The following is a 16380-nucleotide window of genomic DNA, read 5'->3' as shown; positions in this document are numbered from 1 at the left end:
CCAAGATGGAGAATGAACAGCTTAGCAACAGTACGATTTTTCCGCTAGGAGACAAGGTAAAGGCGAACTTTGTCGGCGACGCTTACCTGCAGATGGTGTTTACCGATCCGGCGCCGCTGAACACCAAGATCGGTAACGTCACGTTCGCGCCGGGCGCCCGTAATAATTGGCATGCGCATCATGTTGGACAAGTGCTGTTAATTACCGGCGGCAAAGGGTGGTATCAAGAAGAAGGCAAGCCTGCCCGGCTGCTCCAAACTGGCGACGTGGTCAACATTCCGCCAAATGTAAGACATTGGCATGGCGCGACCAGAGACAGCTGGTTCGTGCACCTGGCCATGACGCCGGGGGAGACGGAATGGTATGAACCCGTCGATGATGATTGGTTTGACAAGCTATAGCGATTAACGGCACCACTTGCCGAGAATAAGCCGCCATGTTTACACAAAAAGACCGAATCAGCCATCTGATCCGGTCTTTTTCCTATTTATTGGCTATTTTAGACGTCAGATTTACAATTCCTTTGGCTCCGTTTAACGCAGCAGTAACACCGCTTCCTTATTCTAAGTGTGTGGGAACGGTCTCATGTGGGAACGGTACCACAGCAAGAGAGGGAGTGCACCGTGGATAATCCGACCATTAAAGAAATCGCCCTGCGAGCCGGACTTTCGAAATCCACCGTTTCAAGGATCATCTCCGGCAAAGGGTATTCCAGTCCCGAGGCACGTGACAAGGTGCTCGGGCTGATCGAAGAATTGCAATACAAACCGAACGCGGTCGCGCGGGCGATGGTGTCGCAAAGAACGCACAACATTGGCGTGCTCCTCTATAGAAGGGATCATCCAATCGCCTCGCATCCGTTCTACGGGAAGATCGTCGATGCCATTCTGCTGGCGGCGGCAAGCCTGAACTACTCGGTCTTCGTCACGACCGATCACGACATGTCTTACCGATCGGCGGACTTCATGATGGAGAAGCGGGTGGACGGGCTCATTCTTATCAGCCGCCTGCAGCAGAACGTCATCGAACACATTACCAAATTCGGCGTTCCGTACGTCATGGTTAACGGGTCGACGGACGTGGACGGCGTCATTCACATCGTCAATCAGGATGAAGAGGGAGGAAGGCTCGCCGCCCAGCATCTGACCCGTACCGGACATGACCATATCTTCGTCATTGCCGGGCCGCAGACGCACCGCAGCCATAATTTGCGGCTCAAGGGCTTTCTAACGTACATGGAACAAGCCGGCATCACGGTCTCGGAAGCTTCGGTCCGCTATGCGGAGACGTCGACCTTCGCCGAAGGCTATGACATCATGAGCCGTCAGTGGGGACCCTTCCGGGCAGGCCGGCACTCGGCGCTGTTCGCTACCAACGACATGCTCGCGCTCGGCGCCATGAAGTTTCTGCTGGAGCAGTCGGCGAGGATTCCCGAGCACATCTCGGTCGTCGGCTTCGACGACATCGATATGGCCGCGATGTTCTCGCCTTCCCTGACGACGATCAGGGTCGATGCCGGCGAGATGGGCAGACAGTCCGTCCATCTGTTGGATCAGCTGATCCGGCAAGAGCCGAACGTTGCGCATCCCAGCCAATTGCTTCCCGAGTTAATCATTCGACAATCAACCCTATGATCCCATCATCCGAAAGGAGCGACAATCATTCATGCGCTGGTATCTCAAAGCGTTGGGCACCCGAAAAATCGTGGAATTCATCGTACTCGTGCTCTTCGTCATCTTCTTCCTGGGCCCGCTGCTTAACTTAGCCATTCTGGCCTTCACCGGCAAATGGAATTACCCGGACGTGCTGCCGCATCAATGGTCCATGAAATGGTGGACCTTCGTCTTCAAGCAAGAGGACATTCCGCAGTCCATCGGCTTATCCTTCATGATCGCCGCGATCGTGACCGGGTTGTCCATCTTGATTTGCATCCCCGCGGCGTATGCGTTCGCCCGGATTCGTTTTCCGCTCAGCCGATTCTTCCTGTTCTCGTTTCTGCTGACGCATGCGTTCCCGAAGATGGGCTTGTATGTCTCCATCGCCGTGCTTTTCTACAAGCTGGGTCTGATGAACACGCTGCTCGGCGTCGTCCTGATCCATATGATCAACGTGCTCATGTTCATGACTTGGATTCCGACCGCCGCCTTCCGGAACGTGCATAAGGCGCAGGAAGAATCGGCGAGAGACGTAGGCGCCGGGCCGTTCCGGGTATTCCTCAAGATTACGCTGCCCATGGCCTTGCCGGGCATCATCGTCGCTTCGATCTTCACGTTCCTGAACTCGCTCGACGAAGCGCAGGGAACGTTCCTGGTCGGTATCCCGAATTACAAAACGATGCCGATCGTCATGTATTCCATCATTAGCGATTATCCGGCTTATGCCGGCGCTGTGTTCTCGATCATCCTGACGGCTCCGACGATCATCCTGCTGCTTGCCGCCAAACGGTTCGTCAGCGCCGATGTCATGTCCAGCGGCTTTCAACTCAAGTAATGATGGATCAATCGCAGACTTAAGGAGGCCATTATGGAAATTCAGCTATCCGTTCAACAGTTGTCCAAACGGTACCACACCGGCGAAGGCGTCACCGGCATCTCGCTCGACGTCCGCAAAGGCGAGCTCGTCACGCTGCTCGGGCCTTCGGGCTGCGGCAAAACGACGGTGCTTCGCAGCATCGGCGGGTTCCTCGACCCCGATTCAGGCGAAATTCTCATCGAAGGCGCGAGCGTGCTCAAGTCGCCGCCGGAGAAGCGGCCGACTTCGATGGTGTTCCAAGGCTACAATCTATGGCCGCATATGACAGTGTTCGAGAACCTGGCATTCGGTCTTAAAATACGCAAGATGAAGAAAGCCGACATCGAGAAGGCCGTGAAAGACGTCCTGGAGCTGGTTCGGCTGCCCGGAGCGGAGAACAAGCATCCCGGCGAGCTCTCCGGCGGACAGCAGCAGCGTATCGCGCTGGCCCGGTCTCTGTTGTTGAAGCCGGCCGTGCTGCTGCTGGACGAGCCATTCTCCGCGCTTGACGCCAAGCTTCGGCATGAGATGCGCGAGGAGCTGAGGGAGATCCAAGCGAAGACCGGCCTCACGATGGTATTCGTCACCCACGACCAGGAAGAAGCGCTGTCGATCTCGGATCGCATCGTCGTCATGAATCACGGCAACATCGAGCAGATCGCTTCGCCTCAGGAGATTTACGATGAACCGAACACGCTGTTCGTCGCGCAGTTCATCGGTAAAATGAACTTTTTGAAAGGGGTGATTTCGGAAGGCCAAGTTACCGTAGGGAAGTTGAGGTTTCCGAATTCGAACCAGTTGTCCGGCGGGGTAAGGCTGGCGATCCGGCCTGAAGATGTCATCATGAACGGTCCTGAAGAACAAAGCTTGCCCGGCGTCATCAAGCAGATCATGGTTCTGGGCCACTATGCCGAAGTCTCGATTCAATTGCCGGAGCACGGCGTCATTCGGGCCTTCCAGCCGCGAGATGCCGTCAAGTCGCTGCATTCGGGCGATCCGGTGCACGTCAGCTTCAAGAAAGTACTCATGTATCCGGAAGTCTAAAATTCAATTCCTAATCTCCATTCTAAAGCCCAATTCGAATCCCCAATGCCAAGGAGGCAACCAAGCATGTTACGCAGAAAATCCGCTCTTACTTTATTGACAGTGACGACCGTTACCGCAGCTCTTCTCGCAGGGTGCGGAAGCACGAATAACGCCGAGAATGCCAACGCCGGCGCGACAAATGGCGGCACGGCGAACAACGGCGCTACGAATGCGGCAGGCAACGCGGCCCCTGAAGACACGTCAGCCAAACCGGTCGAATTCAACTTCTACTTCACCGGCTCGGAGAACGTCAAGAACCTGTGGGACACGATTATTCCGATGTTCGAGAAAGATCATGCGAACATTAAGGTGAAGGAAGTGTACATTCCGTCCGGCACGGGCGCGCAGCCGACATACGACCGGATTCTCGCGGCGAAGCAGGCGGGCAAAGGCTCCGGCGGCATCGACCTGTACGAGGACGGTCTGTCCAACGTGACCCAAGGACAGAAGGACGACCTGTGGGACACGCTTGATCCGGCCAAGATCGCCAACCTCGCCTCCGTCGACGCCAATACGTTGAAAGACGTCGCCAACCTGGCGATTCCGTACCGTTCGTCCGCCGTCGTGCTCGCCTACAACAGCGAGAAGGTGCAGACGCCTCCGAAGTCGCTCGACGAGCTGTTTACCTGGATTAAGGCGAATCCGGAGCGTTTTGCCTACAACGATCCATCCACAGGCGGCGCCGGCAGCTCGTTCGTCACGACGACGCTGTACGACAAGCTGTCGGAGGACGCGATCCACAGCACCGATGCGAGCATCGAGAAGCAGTGGGACACGGGCTTCGATACGCTGAAGGGCCTTGGCAAATACGTGTACGGCAAAGGCATTTATCCGAAGAAAAACCAAGGTACGCTGGATCTGCTTATTAGCGGCGAAGTCGACATGATCCCAGCTTGGTCGGACATGGCGCTCGAGCAAATCGGCAACGGCCAGCTGCCGGCTACGACGAAGATCGCGCAAATCACGCCAGGCTTCAACGGCGGCCCGACGTACCTGATGGTGCCGAAGCTGTCCGATAAGAAGGACGCGGTCAACGAATTCCTGAACTTCGTGCTTTCCCCTGAAGCGCAGTCCGTCGTCGTGACCAAAATGCACGGCTTCCCGGGGATCAAGCTCTCGAGCATGCCGCAGGACATTCAGGATTCCTTCAAAGGCGTGGCGGAAGGGTTCCGGACGTTCAACATCGGCGATCTGGACAAGGACATCAACAAACGCTGGCAAAGCGACGTAGCGGCGCAATGATGAAGAAACAGGTGAAAATGGGGATACTGGGATTGCTTCTGGTCATCCCCTCTTTTTTGTTGCTGTTCGTCACGGTAGTCGTCCCGATCGCGGTTTCGTTCAAGGAGAGCCTCACCAACAAGGAGGGCGGCTACGATCTGTCGAATTATATGTTCTTGTTCACGGATAAGCTCATGCGTTCCAATATCGTATTCTCGCTCGAAGTGACGGTCATTTCGGTCGTGATCGTGCTTATCGTCAGTTATGCGCTGGCAGCGTATATGCGGTTCAACAACGGCAAAATCGTAAAGTGGATCCGCAATATGTATATGATTCCGATCTTCATCCCGTCGGTTATCGCGACGTACGGCTTGATTCAGCTGCTGGGCAACCACGGTTGGTTATCCCGGTGGGTCTTGCTGCTCGGAGGCGGCGACATTCCGCGCATGATCTTCGATATGAAAGGGATCATCATCGCCAATCTGTGGTTCAACATTCCGTTCACGACGATGCTGCTCGGCTCCGCCTTGTCCGGCGTTCCGAACGCGGTCATCGAGAGCGCGAAGGACGTCGGCGCGGGCAAGCTCCGCCTGTTCACCAGGTTCATTCTGCCGCTTACGTACAAGACGCTGCTCGTCGCCGTTACCTTCGTCTTCATGGGCGTCATCGGTTCGTTCACCGCTCCGTTCCTGCTTGGACCGAACGCGCCTCAGATGCTTGGGGTATCGATGGAGCAAATCTTCGGCGTATTCCAGGAGAAGCAGGAGGCGTCCGCGCTGGCGTTCTTCACCTTCCTGCTCTGCTCCTTCATGGGCTACTTCTACATCCGAAGCATGGTTAAGGAAGAGGGGGCGCGTTCCTGATGAAACGACTCGTTCTGGAAGCGGAGGGACTGGTGCGGCCCGTCTGCTCCAAGACGCATATCGCCTACAGCTTCCATCTGGCTAAGTCAGGCGGCAAGCTGTGGATCGACTTCGCGTACGAACCGAAGAATCTGGAAGACCGCGAGCAGTCGCGGGCACTGATCGCGGCCGGCGTCGAGAAGTATACCGAGCAGGCGCAGCGCGAGCTCGTCATGGACCGATGGGAATCGTTCCTGCCGCTCAAGAATCTGATCACGGTTTCGGTCGACGATCCGGTGCGTCATCGCGGGGCGGGCCATCGACATGATCCCGAGCAGCTGCTCGCGATCGGCGAGGAGGAGACTTCCCCGGGTTTCGTCCGCGGAGATCTGCCCGAAGGGCTGTGGCGCGTGACGCTGAGCCTGCACGCGATCGTCACGGAGAGCTGCCGATACAGGCTGCGAATTCATCATGAGGAGGCATAAGCATCATGCGCTGGATGGCTTGCGAGCTGCATAGTCACACCTACCACAGCGACGGCAGGCAATCCTTGCTCGAGCTGGCCCAAGGGGCCAAAGCGCTCGGATTCGACTGCGTTGCATTGACCGACCATAATACGATGACGGGCTTGGAGAACAAGTCGGACGTCGAGCAAGCAACCGGCATGACGATCATATCGGGCATGGAGTGGACGACCTTCTACGGACATATGGTGACGATCGGACTGACCGATTTCGTCGATTGGCGTCCTGCTGGACCCCGCGACATTCAAGCGGGCATCGCCAAGGTTCACGCGCACGGCGGCATTGCCGGCATGGCGCATCCGTTCCGCATCGGCAGTCCGATGTGCACGGGCTGCTTCTGGGATTTCGAGATCGAGGATTGGAACGCGCTCGATTATATCGAGGTATGGTCGGGCACCTTCCCGTCGATCAAGACGGACAATGCCCGAGCGTTCCGTCTGTGGACGGAGAAGCTGAACGCCGGGTACCGGATCGCGGCGACGTCCGGACGCGACTGGCATGCGCAGGAGCAGACGGAAGACCCGGTTTCCGTCACGTATTTGCTGCTGGACGACTCGGAAGGCAGCGAGACGGAGCGAGCGGTGCGAGCGCTTGCCGCTGGCAGGGCCACGGTAACGATGGGACCGCTCGTGACGCTTGCGCTGCGGTCGGAGACGGCAGTTTACGGCATCGGCGATTCCGTGCCGATTCAAGACCAAACCAGCGGCTATGAAGCTGCCGCGACGATTGATTTTCAGATTAGAGAAGGCAAGTGGGCGTTCCCGGATGCGGGATATTCGCTAGCGCTGACGAGTAATCTTGGCGTGATCGGTGAAACCAACGTTCATGCGGGGCAAGCGGATTATCGGTTCGACATTCCGGGGGAAGGCTTGCTGTGGATTCGAGCGGAGCTTAAAGGGACGGTACGCGGCGTTCGCACGACGATCGCCTTCACGAATGCGATTTACATGGATTCTGATAAGCAGCTTAGGCTTCCGAAAACGCTTTGATCGAAGGTACGAAGCCCGCTAACGGCAAAGCCTTAGGAGGCTGCATCCACATCACTTTAAGGAGCGTGACGAGATGACGACACGTCGATTCCCGCTAGTAACGGCACATGCCGGCAGCATGAACATCATGGCGCATACGCTTCGCTCGGTTCGGATCGGACTCGAGCTCGGCGCCGACGTGGTGGAAGAGGATATTCGGGTGACGAGGGACGGCGTACCCGTATTGGCGCATGACGATGAATGGTCGACCGCGGATCGGTTGACCGTGAATATAGCAGCGACGACGTACGCGGAATTAAGCGAACTCGTGTTGGAAGCGGAGCAAGGAGAACTGCGGGAGACGTTTCGCCTCCTTCGGCTGGAGGATATTCTGCCGCTTCTACAAGCATCGGGCAAAATCGTGAATCTGGATTTGAAGGTCGATGAAGCGATCGAGCCGACTGCTGCGCTGATGAAGCAATACGGCCTGTCGGAGCGGTCTTTCTTCTCCGGCTGCCAGCGGGAGAGAGCGCTGCTGGCCGAGCGGCTGCAGCCGGAGATGCGCAAGATGCTGAACACGGACGTCGAGCTGTTCAAGACGATGTCTTACCGGGATGCGATGGTTCAAACCTGCGAGGATGCGCAAGCGGCCAATTGCCAAGGCATTAATATCTATCATGGCATCCTGCAAAAGGAATTCGTCGACTATGCCGGCGAGCGGGGCCTTCCGGTCTATGCGTGGACCGTCGAAGATGCCGCTCTGATGCGGCAATACGCGGATTGGGGCGTTGGCTCGATCACGACGCGCAGCGTCGAGGCGCTGGTTCAGGTCAAGCAGGAATGGCTGGCACGGGAGCAGCGGCGTTAGTCGGCAATCAGGGCTTGCCCTAATCGTTCGGCTGCAGGTCGGCAAAACAGGGGTGCCATCTATGGTGATGGTACCTTATTTCCTATTGTCGAGGATGGGAGGGTAATCATCGATTTAGCGGCGCGCCTAATTGCTCTCGCTGGGATTTGTGATTGCTTTAAGCGGATTATGGGAATGCTTCTGACGTTAAATCAACGGTGGAGTGAGGGAATCTGATGAAAAAGACCGCATTTGTAACCGGAGCCAATAAAGGAATCGGATTCGAAATCGCCAAACAATTGGGCGAAAAAGGCTGGAAGGTCATCCTTGGCGCCCGCGACGCGGAACGGGGCCAAGCGGCAGTTTCCGAACTGTCCGCGCAAGGCTTGGACGTTGAATTCGTTCCGATCGATATGACCGATTTGGAGAACATCGAGCAGGCTGCGCTCGCTATCGCGGCGAAGTATCCGAAGTTGCAGCTTCTGGTGAATAACGCCGGCATGCCGGGAGCCTTTTCCCGCTCATTCACGGAAACGAAAGAAGAAGACCTGCGCAACGCTTTCGAAGTGAATTTCTTCGGAACCTACCGTTTAAACCAGCGTTTGTTCAAGCTAATCAAGGATAGCGAAGGAACTGTTGTCAACGTATCCACCGATATGGCGTCCCTTGACCACATGCAGAACGCCGAACGCACCTTGAACGCATTCGACTATAATTCCTCCAAGACGGCCAGCAATGCCATGACCGTGGCGATGGCCTACGAACTCAGGAGCAGCAACGCGCAAGTATTTGCGGTAACGCCGGGATTCACCACGACTGATCTGAACGGCAATTCCGCAGGCGGGAAATCCAAAGCGGAAGCCGCCGCTATTATCGTAGGATATGCGACGGACGGTAAACGTCACAACGGTGAATTTCTGAATGCGCAAGGCGTTCTGGCGTGGTAATCCAAGTCCGTTCTGCAAACCCGACATATCGCTTCACAGAAGCCAGCAGCCCTTCGGCTGTTGGCTTTTGCTTGTCGTGTTTCGGATTTCCCTATTGCCCGATAGAAAATGTCAATTAGCCCTTGTGGCGAGGCCATGTTAACGTATATACATATATTCTCATCAAATTAATCGGAAATTAAAATGGAGGTTGTCCCATGTCCGTATCGCAAACACCCGTTTTGTCTCAAGAGAGAAAAGAGCGCGCGTTTCAAGAAGCGGTTTCTTTTGCCGCGTTCGTCGAGCAGGCGCAAGTGAACCAGCAGACATTGGCGGCAAATTACGACGCTTACGCGCTGGAGGACCGGCAATTGGACTTTCTGAATGACCGGGAGGAACCGGTGGACGTTCTCGTCCTCGCTCACGATTGGTGCGGAGACGTCGTCGCGAATCTTCCGCTCTTCGGCAAGCTCGCGGATCGGACGGATAAGCTGCAGCTGCATATCCTGAACCGCGATCCGGACAATCAGGATATCGCAGACTTGTATAAGCATGCCGACGGGCGCAGCCATATTCCCACGTACGTTTTTTTCGACCGATCCGGACAAGAGCTCGGCGTGTTCATCGAACGCCCCGCGGAGATCACCGCTCTTCTCGGCCAATGGATCGAAGCGTTCTGGGCCGAGCATCCGGAGCTCGAAGGCCGCGGCAAACCGATAAGCGAGCTCGGCGATTCGGAGAAGAAAGCACTGCTTCGCCATATCAAGCAGCGGAGAACGGAAGTTATCGGTCAAGAACAGGAAGCCATCCTGCAAGAAATTCAATCCATCGTTAGCCGCAAGGCCATTTAATTGAAGCGACGGGGAGGTTATTCGACAGATGAAATTCGCCTTATTTAGCTTGATCATGAATAATCCGAACCCTGTATCCGGCGAGACGTTCTCGGATCATCAGAAACTGCAAAACGTGCTCAAACAAGCCGAGTTGGCGGAACTTCTCGGTTTCGATGCTTACGGCGTAGGGGAGCGGCATGGTCCGCCTTTTCTATCCTCGTCCCCGCCCGTCGTGCTCACGGCTATCGCGGCCAGAACGAAGCGGATCCGGCTGCTCACGACCGTAACCGTACTCAGCATATTGGATCCCGTGCGGGTCGCCGAGGATTATGCGACGCTCGACCATCTATCCGAGGGCAGGCTCGAAATCATCATCGGCAAAGGCAACGATCCGCGGCATTATCCGTTGTTCGGCATCCGAGAGGATGAACAATGGGAATCGCTGGCCGAGCGATACGGGTTGTTGCGAAAGCTTTGGGATGAGGAGAATGTGTCCTGGGAGGGGAAATACCGGCCGCCGCTCACCGATGTCACCGTGCTGCCAAGACCTTATCAACACAAAATCCCGATCTGGCACGGCAGCGCTTCGAGCACGCTCTCCACGGAGCTGGCGGCGCAATACGGAGAACCGATATTCTCGTCGAATACGTTCCATCCGCAGGAGAAATACAAAGCGCTCATCGATCATTACCGGGAACGTCTTGCCTTCTACGGACATGATCCTCGCAAGGCGATCGTCGGAGCGGGAGCGGGGAGTTTGTATTTGGCCGATTCGCCCGAAGAGGCGATCAAGCGGTTCCGTCCTTATTACGATGCCTATTTCTCCACGCCTGCTTCCCAGCATAATCAGTCTCCGTTCAAGGATCTCGAAGATCATATCGCCCGCGGTTCCATGTTAGTCGGAAGTCCACAGAGCGTCGCGGAGAAAATACTGAACTATCAAGAAGCATTCGGGAACGAAGTGCTCAGCATTAGCGTCGACGGCTTGTCCGAAGCGGAGCAGCGCGAACAGCTGGAGCGATTCGCGGAAGAAGTCGCGCCGATCTTGCGCCGCGAAGTTCCGAGCACGGTCTGGAACGCCAAATCGCCGTTTAGATCCGATTTGCAAGCGATCACGTAACATGAATATGAAGAAGCGAGGAGAGACGTTTCCCGAATTCATCGCCGACGTCCGATGTGGGGCGAAGAGAATAGGATCTCCTGCAGGGCCGCGTAAATCGCGGCTTTTTTGCATTAGGGGAGAAGAAGTTCCAACCTGATAAAATAAGGCGAAATGGCAACATCCGACGAAATTCCCGTGTCGATATCGTGAAAATGGCAACATCCGACGATGTTCCTGCGTCGATAATGTGACGTTCGCGATGGGCTGAATCACCATCGAATGACACTATACAGCAGGAGTTGGCCCGATGTCCTTTAAAACCAGAATCGTACTACTGTCTTCATTGCTGCTTGGACTGACCGCGCTATGCGGCGTGCTGACCATCCAGGCTTATCATAGCCGAATACCGTTTGTCGGACGGATGTTCTACAGTACCGGAAGCGCGGCAAGCGGCGGAGATCCGGAGGCTTCTCTGCCGTTGTTCAATGGGTTAAAACCCGGATCCGACGAACCTCATGGCAGGTACTACAAGGGCCGCGTGCTCGTACTGATGTATCACGAAGTCGAACAAGCGCCGCACGATGCCGGTTCGCTGTCCGCCGCCAAGTTCGAGCGCCAGCTCGAATTGATGAAGCGCAACAATTTTCACTGGATTACGATGAACCAATACCGAAGCTTCATCCTGCACGGAGACCCGGTTCCGGATAACGCGGTGCTGTTGACGTTCGACGACGGCTATGAATCGTTCTACCAGTATGCCTATCCGATCCTGCGCAAGTACGGAGCGCCCGCGACCAGCTTCTTGATTGCCGCCACGGTGGGCAACTCGCATCACGCAGGGGTTCCGAAGTTGAACTGGAACCAGGTAAAGGAAATGAACCGGCACGGGATTTCGTTCTACAGCCATTCGTACGACTCCCATAAGTATGAGCCTACCGATGCGAAAGGCAGGCATATGATTGCCGCGTTGACCGGGCCAGTTTACTTGAAAGACAAGGGCAGGCGGGAGACGGAGAAAGAATACGAGCAGCGGGTGACAGCGGATCTGACGCAGGCGAATGCGGTGCTGCGCCGGGAGCTCGGCGCTCCGAACCATGTGCTGGCTTTCCCTTACGGCGCGTTCTCCAAGCCGCTGCTCCATATTTGCGTGCAGCTGGGCATCGACGTGACGCTGACGGTCAAGGATGGCCTCGACAGTCCCGGCCAGAGCAACGGCTTCCGTCTCAATGCCGGCGGCGCGCAGAACGATCCCGACCTGCAACTGGCGCTTATGAAGCAGGCGCGGCAGCGGCTGGGACATGCCCACTTCGACCGCGCGCCTGAACGAAAGCGAGAGGCATTGTGGACGTTGGCGGCCATGGCGATCGTCGCTGCGTTGTTGGTGGATTCGGTACGCAGGCGCATGCGGGAGAAACGGCCGCCCGGACCGCCTTATCAAGGTCCGGGAGGTTCCGGCACCAGTCTGCCCGTGCTTGCTCCCCCTGCGAAAAGTTAGCTTTGCATCGGCAGGTGGCGATGCAAAGTTCAAGTTCACCGAGGAAAAATGAATCCAAGGATCACAAAGAAAGCCGCTGCGTGCGGCTTTTTTCTTTGCTGCTGCATTTCGATCTCCATCCGGCTCCTCGGCTTCCTGCGTTTCCTTCCGTATGCTTTCGTCTTCTTTCCGGATGACAAAAAGCCGTATGGCTAAGCATTTGAGCGTTCGGATCGTTTCATCCGGCTTCTGGCGCTTCCGATCATCCACAGCAGCAGCGGGATGCCGCACAGGAAGATGGGAAACACGATATTCTTCCAGAAGAGGGGAAAGTTCACTTGGGATTCGTCCACGTTGCGCGGGAACATGGCGACGGCGAATACGAGCATGCCGACGATCCAAAGCACGCGGCGCCACTTCCGGATATGGAACAATTGAGCCGTCCCATAGCTCGCCATGAACAGATAAAGGCCTAGTTTGACGAATACGGTGAAGCTCATGCCGACGACCAGAAAGATATCGAGATTCTGAACGAATTCCATGACGGATACGTACTGACTGATGGAGTAAACGGGATACTGCAGCTTGGCCGGAACGGTATTGCCCAGCATCATCATCGTATCGATAACGACGTTCAGCAGCACGACCGCGGCGAACGCCACCCCCCATATGCCGGAAGATAACGTCTTTCTTTTATTTCCGATAAAGGCGATCAGCATGACGACCATGACCGACTCGCTCATATAAGAAGCCGCAGGGGCGCTCCCTGACAGTACCGGCATCATACCGGCGGGGGGCAAGAGCGGAAGCAGACGATCCAGGTGCAGGTCCTTCAGCGAGAAGATCCGGAACAAAATGATGTTGAAGACGACGATGGGGCCGATGATCTCGCTGCAGCGTCCGATAATATGGACGCCGCCTTGCACGGCATACATAATCACGATCAACATGATGAGTACGATGGCCCATAACGGCGTCTTGTCGAACAAGGCCATATGCACGAAGTCCGCGTATTCGCGCAGGACGATTCCGGCTACGGCGATCCACAGCAGCAGGTATGCGAAGACAAGCGCGTTGCCCAACCATTTGCCGATTATTTTCGGGACATATTCGACGAACGTGTGCTCCGGATAGAGCAGGCTCAGCTTGGCCGCGATAAAGGTAACCAGCACGGACGCGGCGCCGCCCAAGAGCGTGGCTAGAAGTGCGCCTTGATGGGCTGCTTCGAACGTCGGGCTGAGCACCAGCATGATCGTCATGCCGACCTCCATCGTAAACAGCAGCCAAAATAGTTGATAGTTCGTCAGCTTCATCTCGAGCTCCTTACAGTTTATTGGGAGGCGGCCCTTGAAGTCCGATTCGTCTGATCTTCACGCGCGAATGAACGGTAACTTTAGCTTCCGAGAACGCCTGCTCCCAATGGGCATTCAACTGCGACCACGCCTTGGGATGCTCCCGATTAACGGCTTGTCCGAAATGGAACACGTCGACTTTAAACTGCTTTTGCACCTTCTGAATGACGTTCAATTGGTCTTTCTCGATATGGCGGTTCATCTCGTCCTCGAATGCGCGCAGATCCTCGGGTTTTCGAAGGTCGACGGCCGGCAGGCTCTCCAGTATGACGCCGCTGCCGTTCAGGTCGACGTCGATGTTAACCTGGCCGGCTTTGACTGCCGTGCGAATCTTGGCATGCAGCCGGGTTACTTCCGTATTGAACGCGCCTTTTCCGTTCGGCAACTCCACCGTGATCGGGATGCGATCCGTTTCGCCCGTGATCCATAACCGATAGGCGGATTCAAGCCGGCTCAAATAACCGGCCAATTGCTGTTTCCGGTTGAAAATCGCGCGCCCATAGACTTGCAGCGTTTTTTTTCGGAGCTTCGGATCGTAGCTTATCTCCACGGCAGGAAGGGTAGGGCCGCTGCCTTCGACGTTTTGCTCGACTAAGATCTCCAATAACGAATTACCGGTGGTCTTGCCGATGATATGCCTGATTTTGGAAATCGCGAGCGTGGGCATCGTCTCGAGCGGGTAAGTTAATTGCATGAACTCGAGCGCGGTGCTTCCCTTCACGACCCAAATATCCGATTTGAGCCGGCTGTCGGGATCCCGGGTCACGGAGTCCATAAGATCCGCGATGCCGGCCTTCGCCATTTCCTCTCCGAAGTAAATATTATTGCGATGCCCGCGGGTGATTCTTCGAGACAGCTTGAGCTGCATGTCCAGGAGGCAGTCCGATACCATCTTTCCGACTCCCGTCTCGATCAAGTAGGACTTTTTCTCTCCGCCGCCGGATTCACCGGATTTCGACGGGACCATGAATTGTCCGATCAGCATGATTCTTCCGTCCTCGAGCCGATCGACGCCGGAACCGAGCTCGAATAAGCGGTCGTTCAATTCGCGCCGGTCCCAACAGCCGGTCAACAGAAGCAGAAGAAGGATGGCCGCCGGCAAGCCCAGTCGTTTGTTCCGCATGTTACCTCCTTCTAGGCTTTCTGTTTATCGAGGCCTGAAGCGGTTTCAATTTCCGCCTGGGAGCGCGTATGAGCACGTCCTTGATTTGGTCCGGTTGAAACGGAGCGATGGGGGATAGATAAGGAACGCCGAACGACTCCAATCTCGCCATATGGATCAAGATGACGAGCGTTCCCATGGCGATGCCGAACAAGCCAAGCGCTCCCGACACCATCAGAAGCGGAAATCGAAGGATACGGAACGGGATGCTCATGTTGTAACGGGGGATGGCGAAGGACGCGATTCCGGTCAGCGAGACGATGATGACCATTGGCGCGGACACGATTCCCGCCTTGACCCCGGCTTCCCCGATAACCAGGGCGCCGACGATGCTGACAGCGGAGCCGACGGCTTTCGGCAGGCGAACGCCGGCCTCGCGCAAGCCTTCGAACAGGAATTCCATCAACAAGGCTTCGATGACGCCCGGGAACGGAACGCCTTCGCGCGCCGACGTGATATTTTGCAAGAAGTTGGTCGGAAGCAGCTGCGGATGAAAGGTCGTTACCGCCACGTACAGAGAGGGCAGGTATAAGGAAATGGTGAACAAGATAAACCGGGTCCATCTCACCAGCGTGGCATAGATAAACCGCTCGTAATAATCCTCGACGGCTTGGAAGGCCGTCCAGAACGTGATCGGCATAATCAGGGCTTGAGGCGTTCCGTCGGTCATGATGACGACTCTGCCTTCCATCAGGCTGGCCGCCGCGATATCCGGACGTTCGGTATTCATCACTTGAGGGAAAGGACTGAACGTTCGATCTTCGATGAGTTCTTCGATATAGCCGGATTCCAGCACGATATCCAGCTGAATATCGGACAATCTTCGTTTGACGAGCTCGATCAAGTCCGGACGCGCTTGCCCCTCCACGTAGGCAATGACGATTTTCGTTTTGGAAAACGAGCCGAGAACGACAGGTTCCAGCTTTAGCTTCGGCGTTTGAATTCTTCGGCGGATGAGGCTCGTGTTGATTTGGAGCGTCTCGGTAAAGCTCTCTCTCGGGCCGCGAATGGCGACCTCGTTGGCCGGCTCCTCGACGCCCCGGTGCTCCGAACCGGCCGTCTCCAGCAGCAGGGCTTCCGCCTCGCCGTCGACGAAGACGGCAAGTTCGGCTCGCAAGACCGATTCGACGATTTCTTGCAAACGGCTCTCGTTACGGATCGGCCGCACGACCGCGAAATGCTCTTTCAAGAGCGGATAGTCGACCGTGTCTTTGCTGCCGGCGCCGGCCTTCTCCACGAGCCAAGATTGAAAGAGCGGCGACGCGAACACGTTCTTGTCGATCATCCCGTCGACGTAGACCATGAGAATCGTACAATCGTCGGACAAGTCAACCCGTTGAAAGACGACGTCGAAGCAATGTTCGAATAATTGACGAAGCAGAGCTTCATTCTCGGCCATGTCGGCGCTGATCGTTTCCCGGGGATAGGAAACGGGGTTCCGCGAGGAGATCAAGACCACACGCTCCCTTATTTTTCCCCTATTATCCTTCGCTTGGCGGTCTTTTATTCGCGCCTGACTGCCGAACAGGTAC

General features: G+C 56.0%; 16 protein-coding genes. 13 read left to right on the top strand and 3 right to left on the bottom strand.

The annotated features are described in order from the left end of the window. Window positions 1–5: 5 nt before the first annotated feature. The 13 genes from AC0YNU_RS07170 to AC0YNU_RS07110 all read left to right on the top strand — a co-directional run bounded on the left by AC0YNU_RS07170 (window position 6) and on the right by AC0YNU_RS07110 (window position 12355). Window positions 6–401 (top strand): cupin domain-containing protein, encoded by a 396-nt coding sequence (locus AC0YNU_RS07170; RefSeq protein ID WP_475754695.1) that lies wholly within the window; start codon window positions 6–8, stop codon window positions 399–401. 186 nt (window positions 402–587) lie between these two features. Then, on the top strand, window positions 588–1634 hold the full coding sequence (locus AC0YNU_RS07165; RefSeq protein WP_475754693.1) for a LacI family DNA-binding transcriptional regulator: 1047 nt from the start codon (window positions 588–590) through the stop codon (window positions 1632–1634). Between the two features lie 31 nt (window positions 1635–1665). Next, window positions 1666–2490: an ABC transporter permease gene (locus tag AC0YNU_RS07160; protein ID WP_475754691.1), complete on the top strand. Its 825-nt coding sequence runs from the start codon at window positions 1666–1668 to the stop codon at window positions 2488–2490. A 33-nt stretch (window positions 2491–2523) separates the two neighbouring features. Further along, the gene (locus AC0YNU_RS07155; RefSeq protein ID WP_475754688.1) at window positions 2524–3555 is read left to right on the top strand and encodes an ABC transporter ATP-binding protein; all 1032 of its coding nucleotides are present in this window, start codon (window positions 2524–2526) and stop codon (window positions 3553–3555) included. 66 nt (window positions 3556–3621) lie between these two features. Further along, on the top strand, window positions 3622–4839 hold the full coding sequence (locus tag AC0YNU_RS07150; protein ID WP_475754686.1) for an extracellular solute-binding protein: 1218 nt from the start codon (window positions 3622–3624) through the stop codon (window positions 4837–4839). Next, window positions 4839–5681, top strand: a complete 843-nt coding sequence (locus AC0YNU_RS07145) for an ABC transporter permease (protein ID WP_475756211.1) — start codon at window positions 4839–4841, stop codon at window positions 5679–5681. The genes AC0YNU_RS07150 and AC0YNU_RS07145 overlap by 1 nt, the downstream gene beginning before the upstream one ends. Continuing rightward, the gene (locus AC0YNU_RS07140) at window positions 5681–6145 is read left to right on the top strand and encodes a hypothetical protein (RefSeq protein ID WP_475754685.1); all 465 of its coding nucleotides are present in this window, start codon (window positions 5681–5683) and stop codon (window positions 6143–6145) included. The genes AC0YNU_RS07145 and AC0YNU_RS07140 overlap by 1 nt, the downstream gene beginning before the upstream one ends. A gap of 5 nt (window positions 6146–6150) precedes the next feature. Next, window positions 6151–7173, top strand: coding sequence for a CehA/McbA family metallohydrolase (locus tag AC0YNU_RS07135; protein ID WP_475754683.1), 1023 nt, complete (start codon window positions 6151–6153; stop codon window positions 7171–7173). Window positions 7174–7246: 73 nt separating this feature from the next. Then, the gene (locus AC0YNU_RS07130) at window positions 7247–8020 is read left to right on the top strand and encodes a glycerophosphodiester phosphodiesterase (RefSeq protein WP_475754681.1); all 774 of its coding nucleotides are present in this window, start codon (window positions 7247–7249) and stop codon (window positions 8018–8020) included. Between the two features lie 215 nt (window positions 8021–8235). Beyond that, window positions 8236–8946: an SDR family NAD(P)-dependent oxidoreductase gene (locus AC0YNU_RS07125; RefSeq protein ID WP_475754679.1), complete on the top strand. Its 711-nt coding sequence runs from the start codon at window positions 8236–8238 to the stop codon at window positions 8944–8946. 197 nt (window positions 8947–9143) lie between these two features. Continuing rightward, complete coding sequence (locus AC0YNU_RS07120; protein WP_475754677.1) at window positions 9144–9776, top strand: thioredoxin family protein; 633 nt, start codon at window positions 9144–9146, stop codon at window positions 9774–9776. A gap of 28 nt (window positions 9777–9804) precedes the next feature. Further along, window positions 9805–10878 carry an LLM class flavin-dependent oxidoreductase gene (locus AC0YNU_RS07115; RefSeq protein WP_475754675.1) on the top strand — a complete coding sequence of 358 codons (1074 nt, stop codon included), beginning with the start codon at window positions 9805–9807 and terminating at the stop codon, window positions 10876–10878. Between the two features lie 289 nt (window positions 10879–11167). After that, window positions 11168–12355: a polysaccharide deacetylase family protein gene (locus AC0YNU_RS07110; RefSeq protein WP_475754673.1), complete on the top strand. Its 1188-nt coding sequence runs from the start codon at window positions 11168–11170 to the stop codon at window positions 12353–12355. A 191-nt stretch (window positions 12356–12546) separates the two neighbouring features. Here AC0YNU_RS07110 and AC0YNU_RS07105 read toward each other — a convergent pair whose 3' ends face one another. From AC0YNU_RS07105 to AC0YNU_RS07095, 3 genes are read right to left on the bottom strand one after another with little or no spacing between them, the layout of a single operon-like run. Then, complete coding sequence (locus AC0YNU_RS07105) at window positions 12547–13647, bottom strand: GerAB/ArcD/ProY family transporter (protein WP_475754670.1); 1101 nt, start codon at window positions 13645–13647, stop codon at window positions 12547–12549. Between the two features lie 10 nt (window positions 13648–13657). Continuing rightward, a complete protein-coding gene (locus AC0YNU_RS07100) occupies window positions 13658–14809 on the bottom strand; it encodes a Ger(x)C family spore germination protein (protein WP_475754668.1) in 1152 nt (383 codons plus the stop codon). A 1-nt stretch (window position 14810) separates the two neighbouring features. Then, complete coding sequence (locus AC0YNU_RS07095; RefSeq protein ID WP_475754666.1) at window positions 14811–16307, bottom strand: spore germination protein; 1497 nt, start codon at window positions 16305–16307, stop codon at window positions 14811–14813. Between the last annotated feature and the right edge of the window lie 73 nt (window positions 16308–16380).

The sequence above is a fragment of the Paenibacillus sp. J31P316 genome (genome assembly GCF_056269105.1).
The sequence above is the reverse complement of the archived record's forward strand: the minus strand, read 5'-3'. Positions and strand labels throughout refer to the sequence as shown.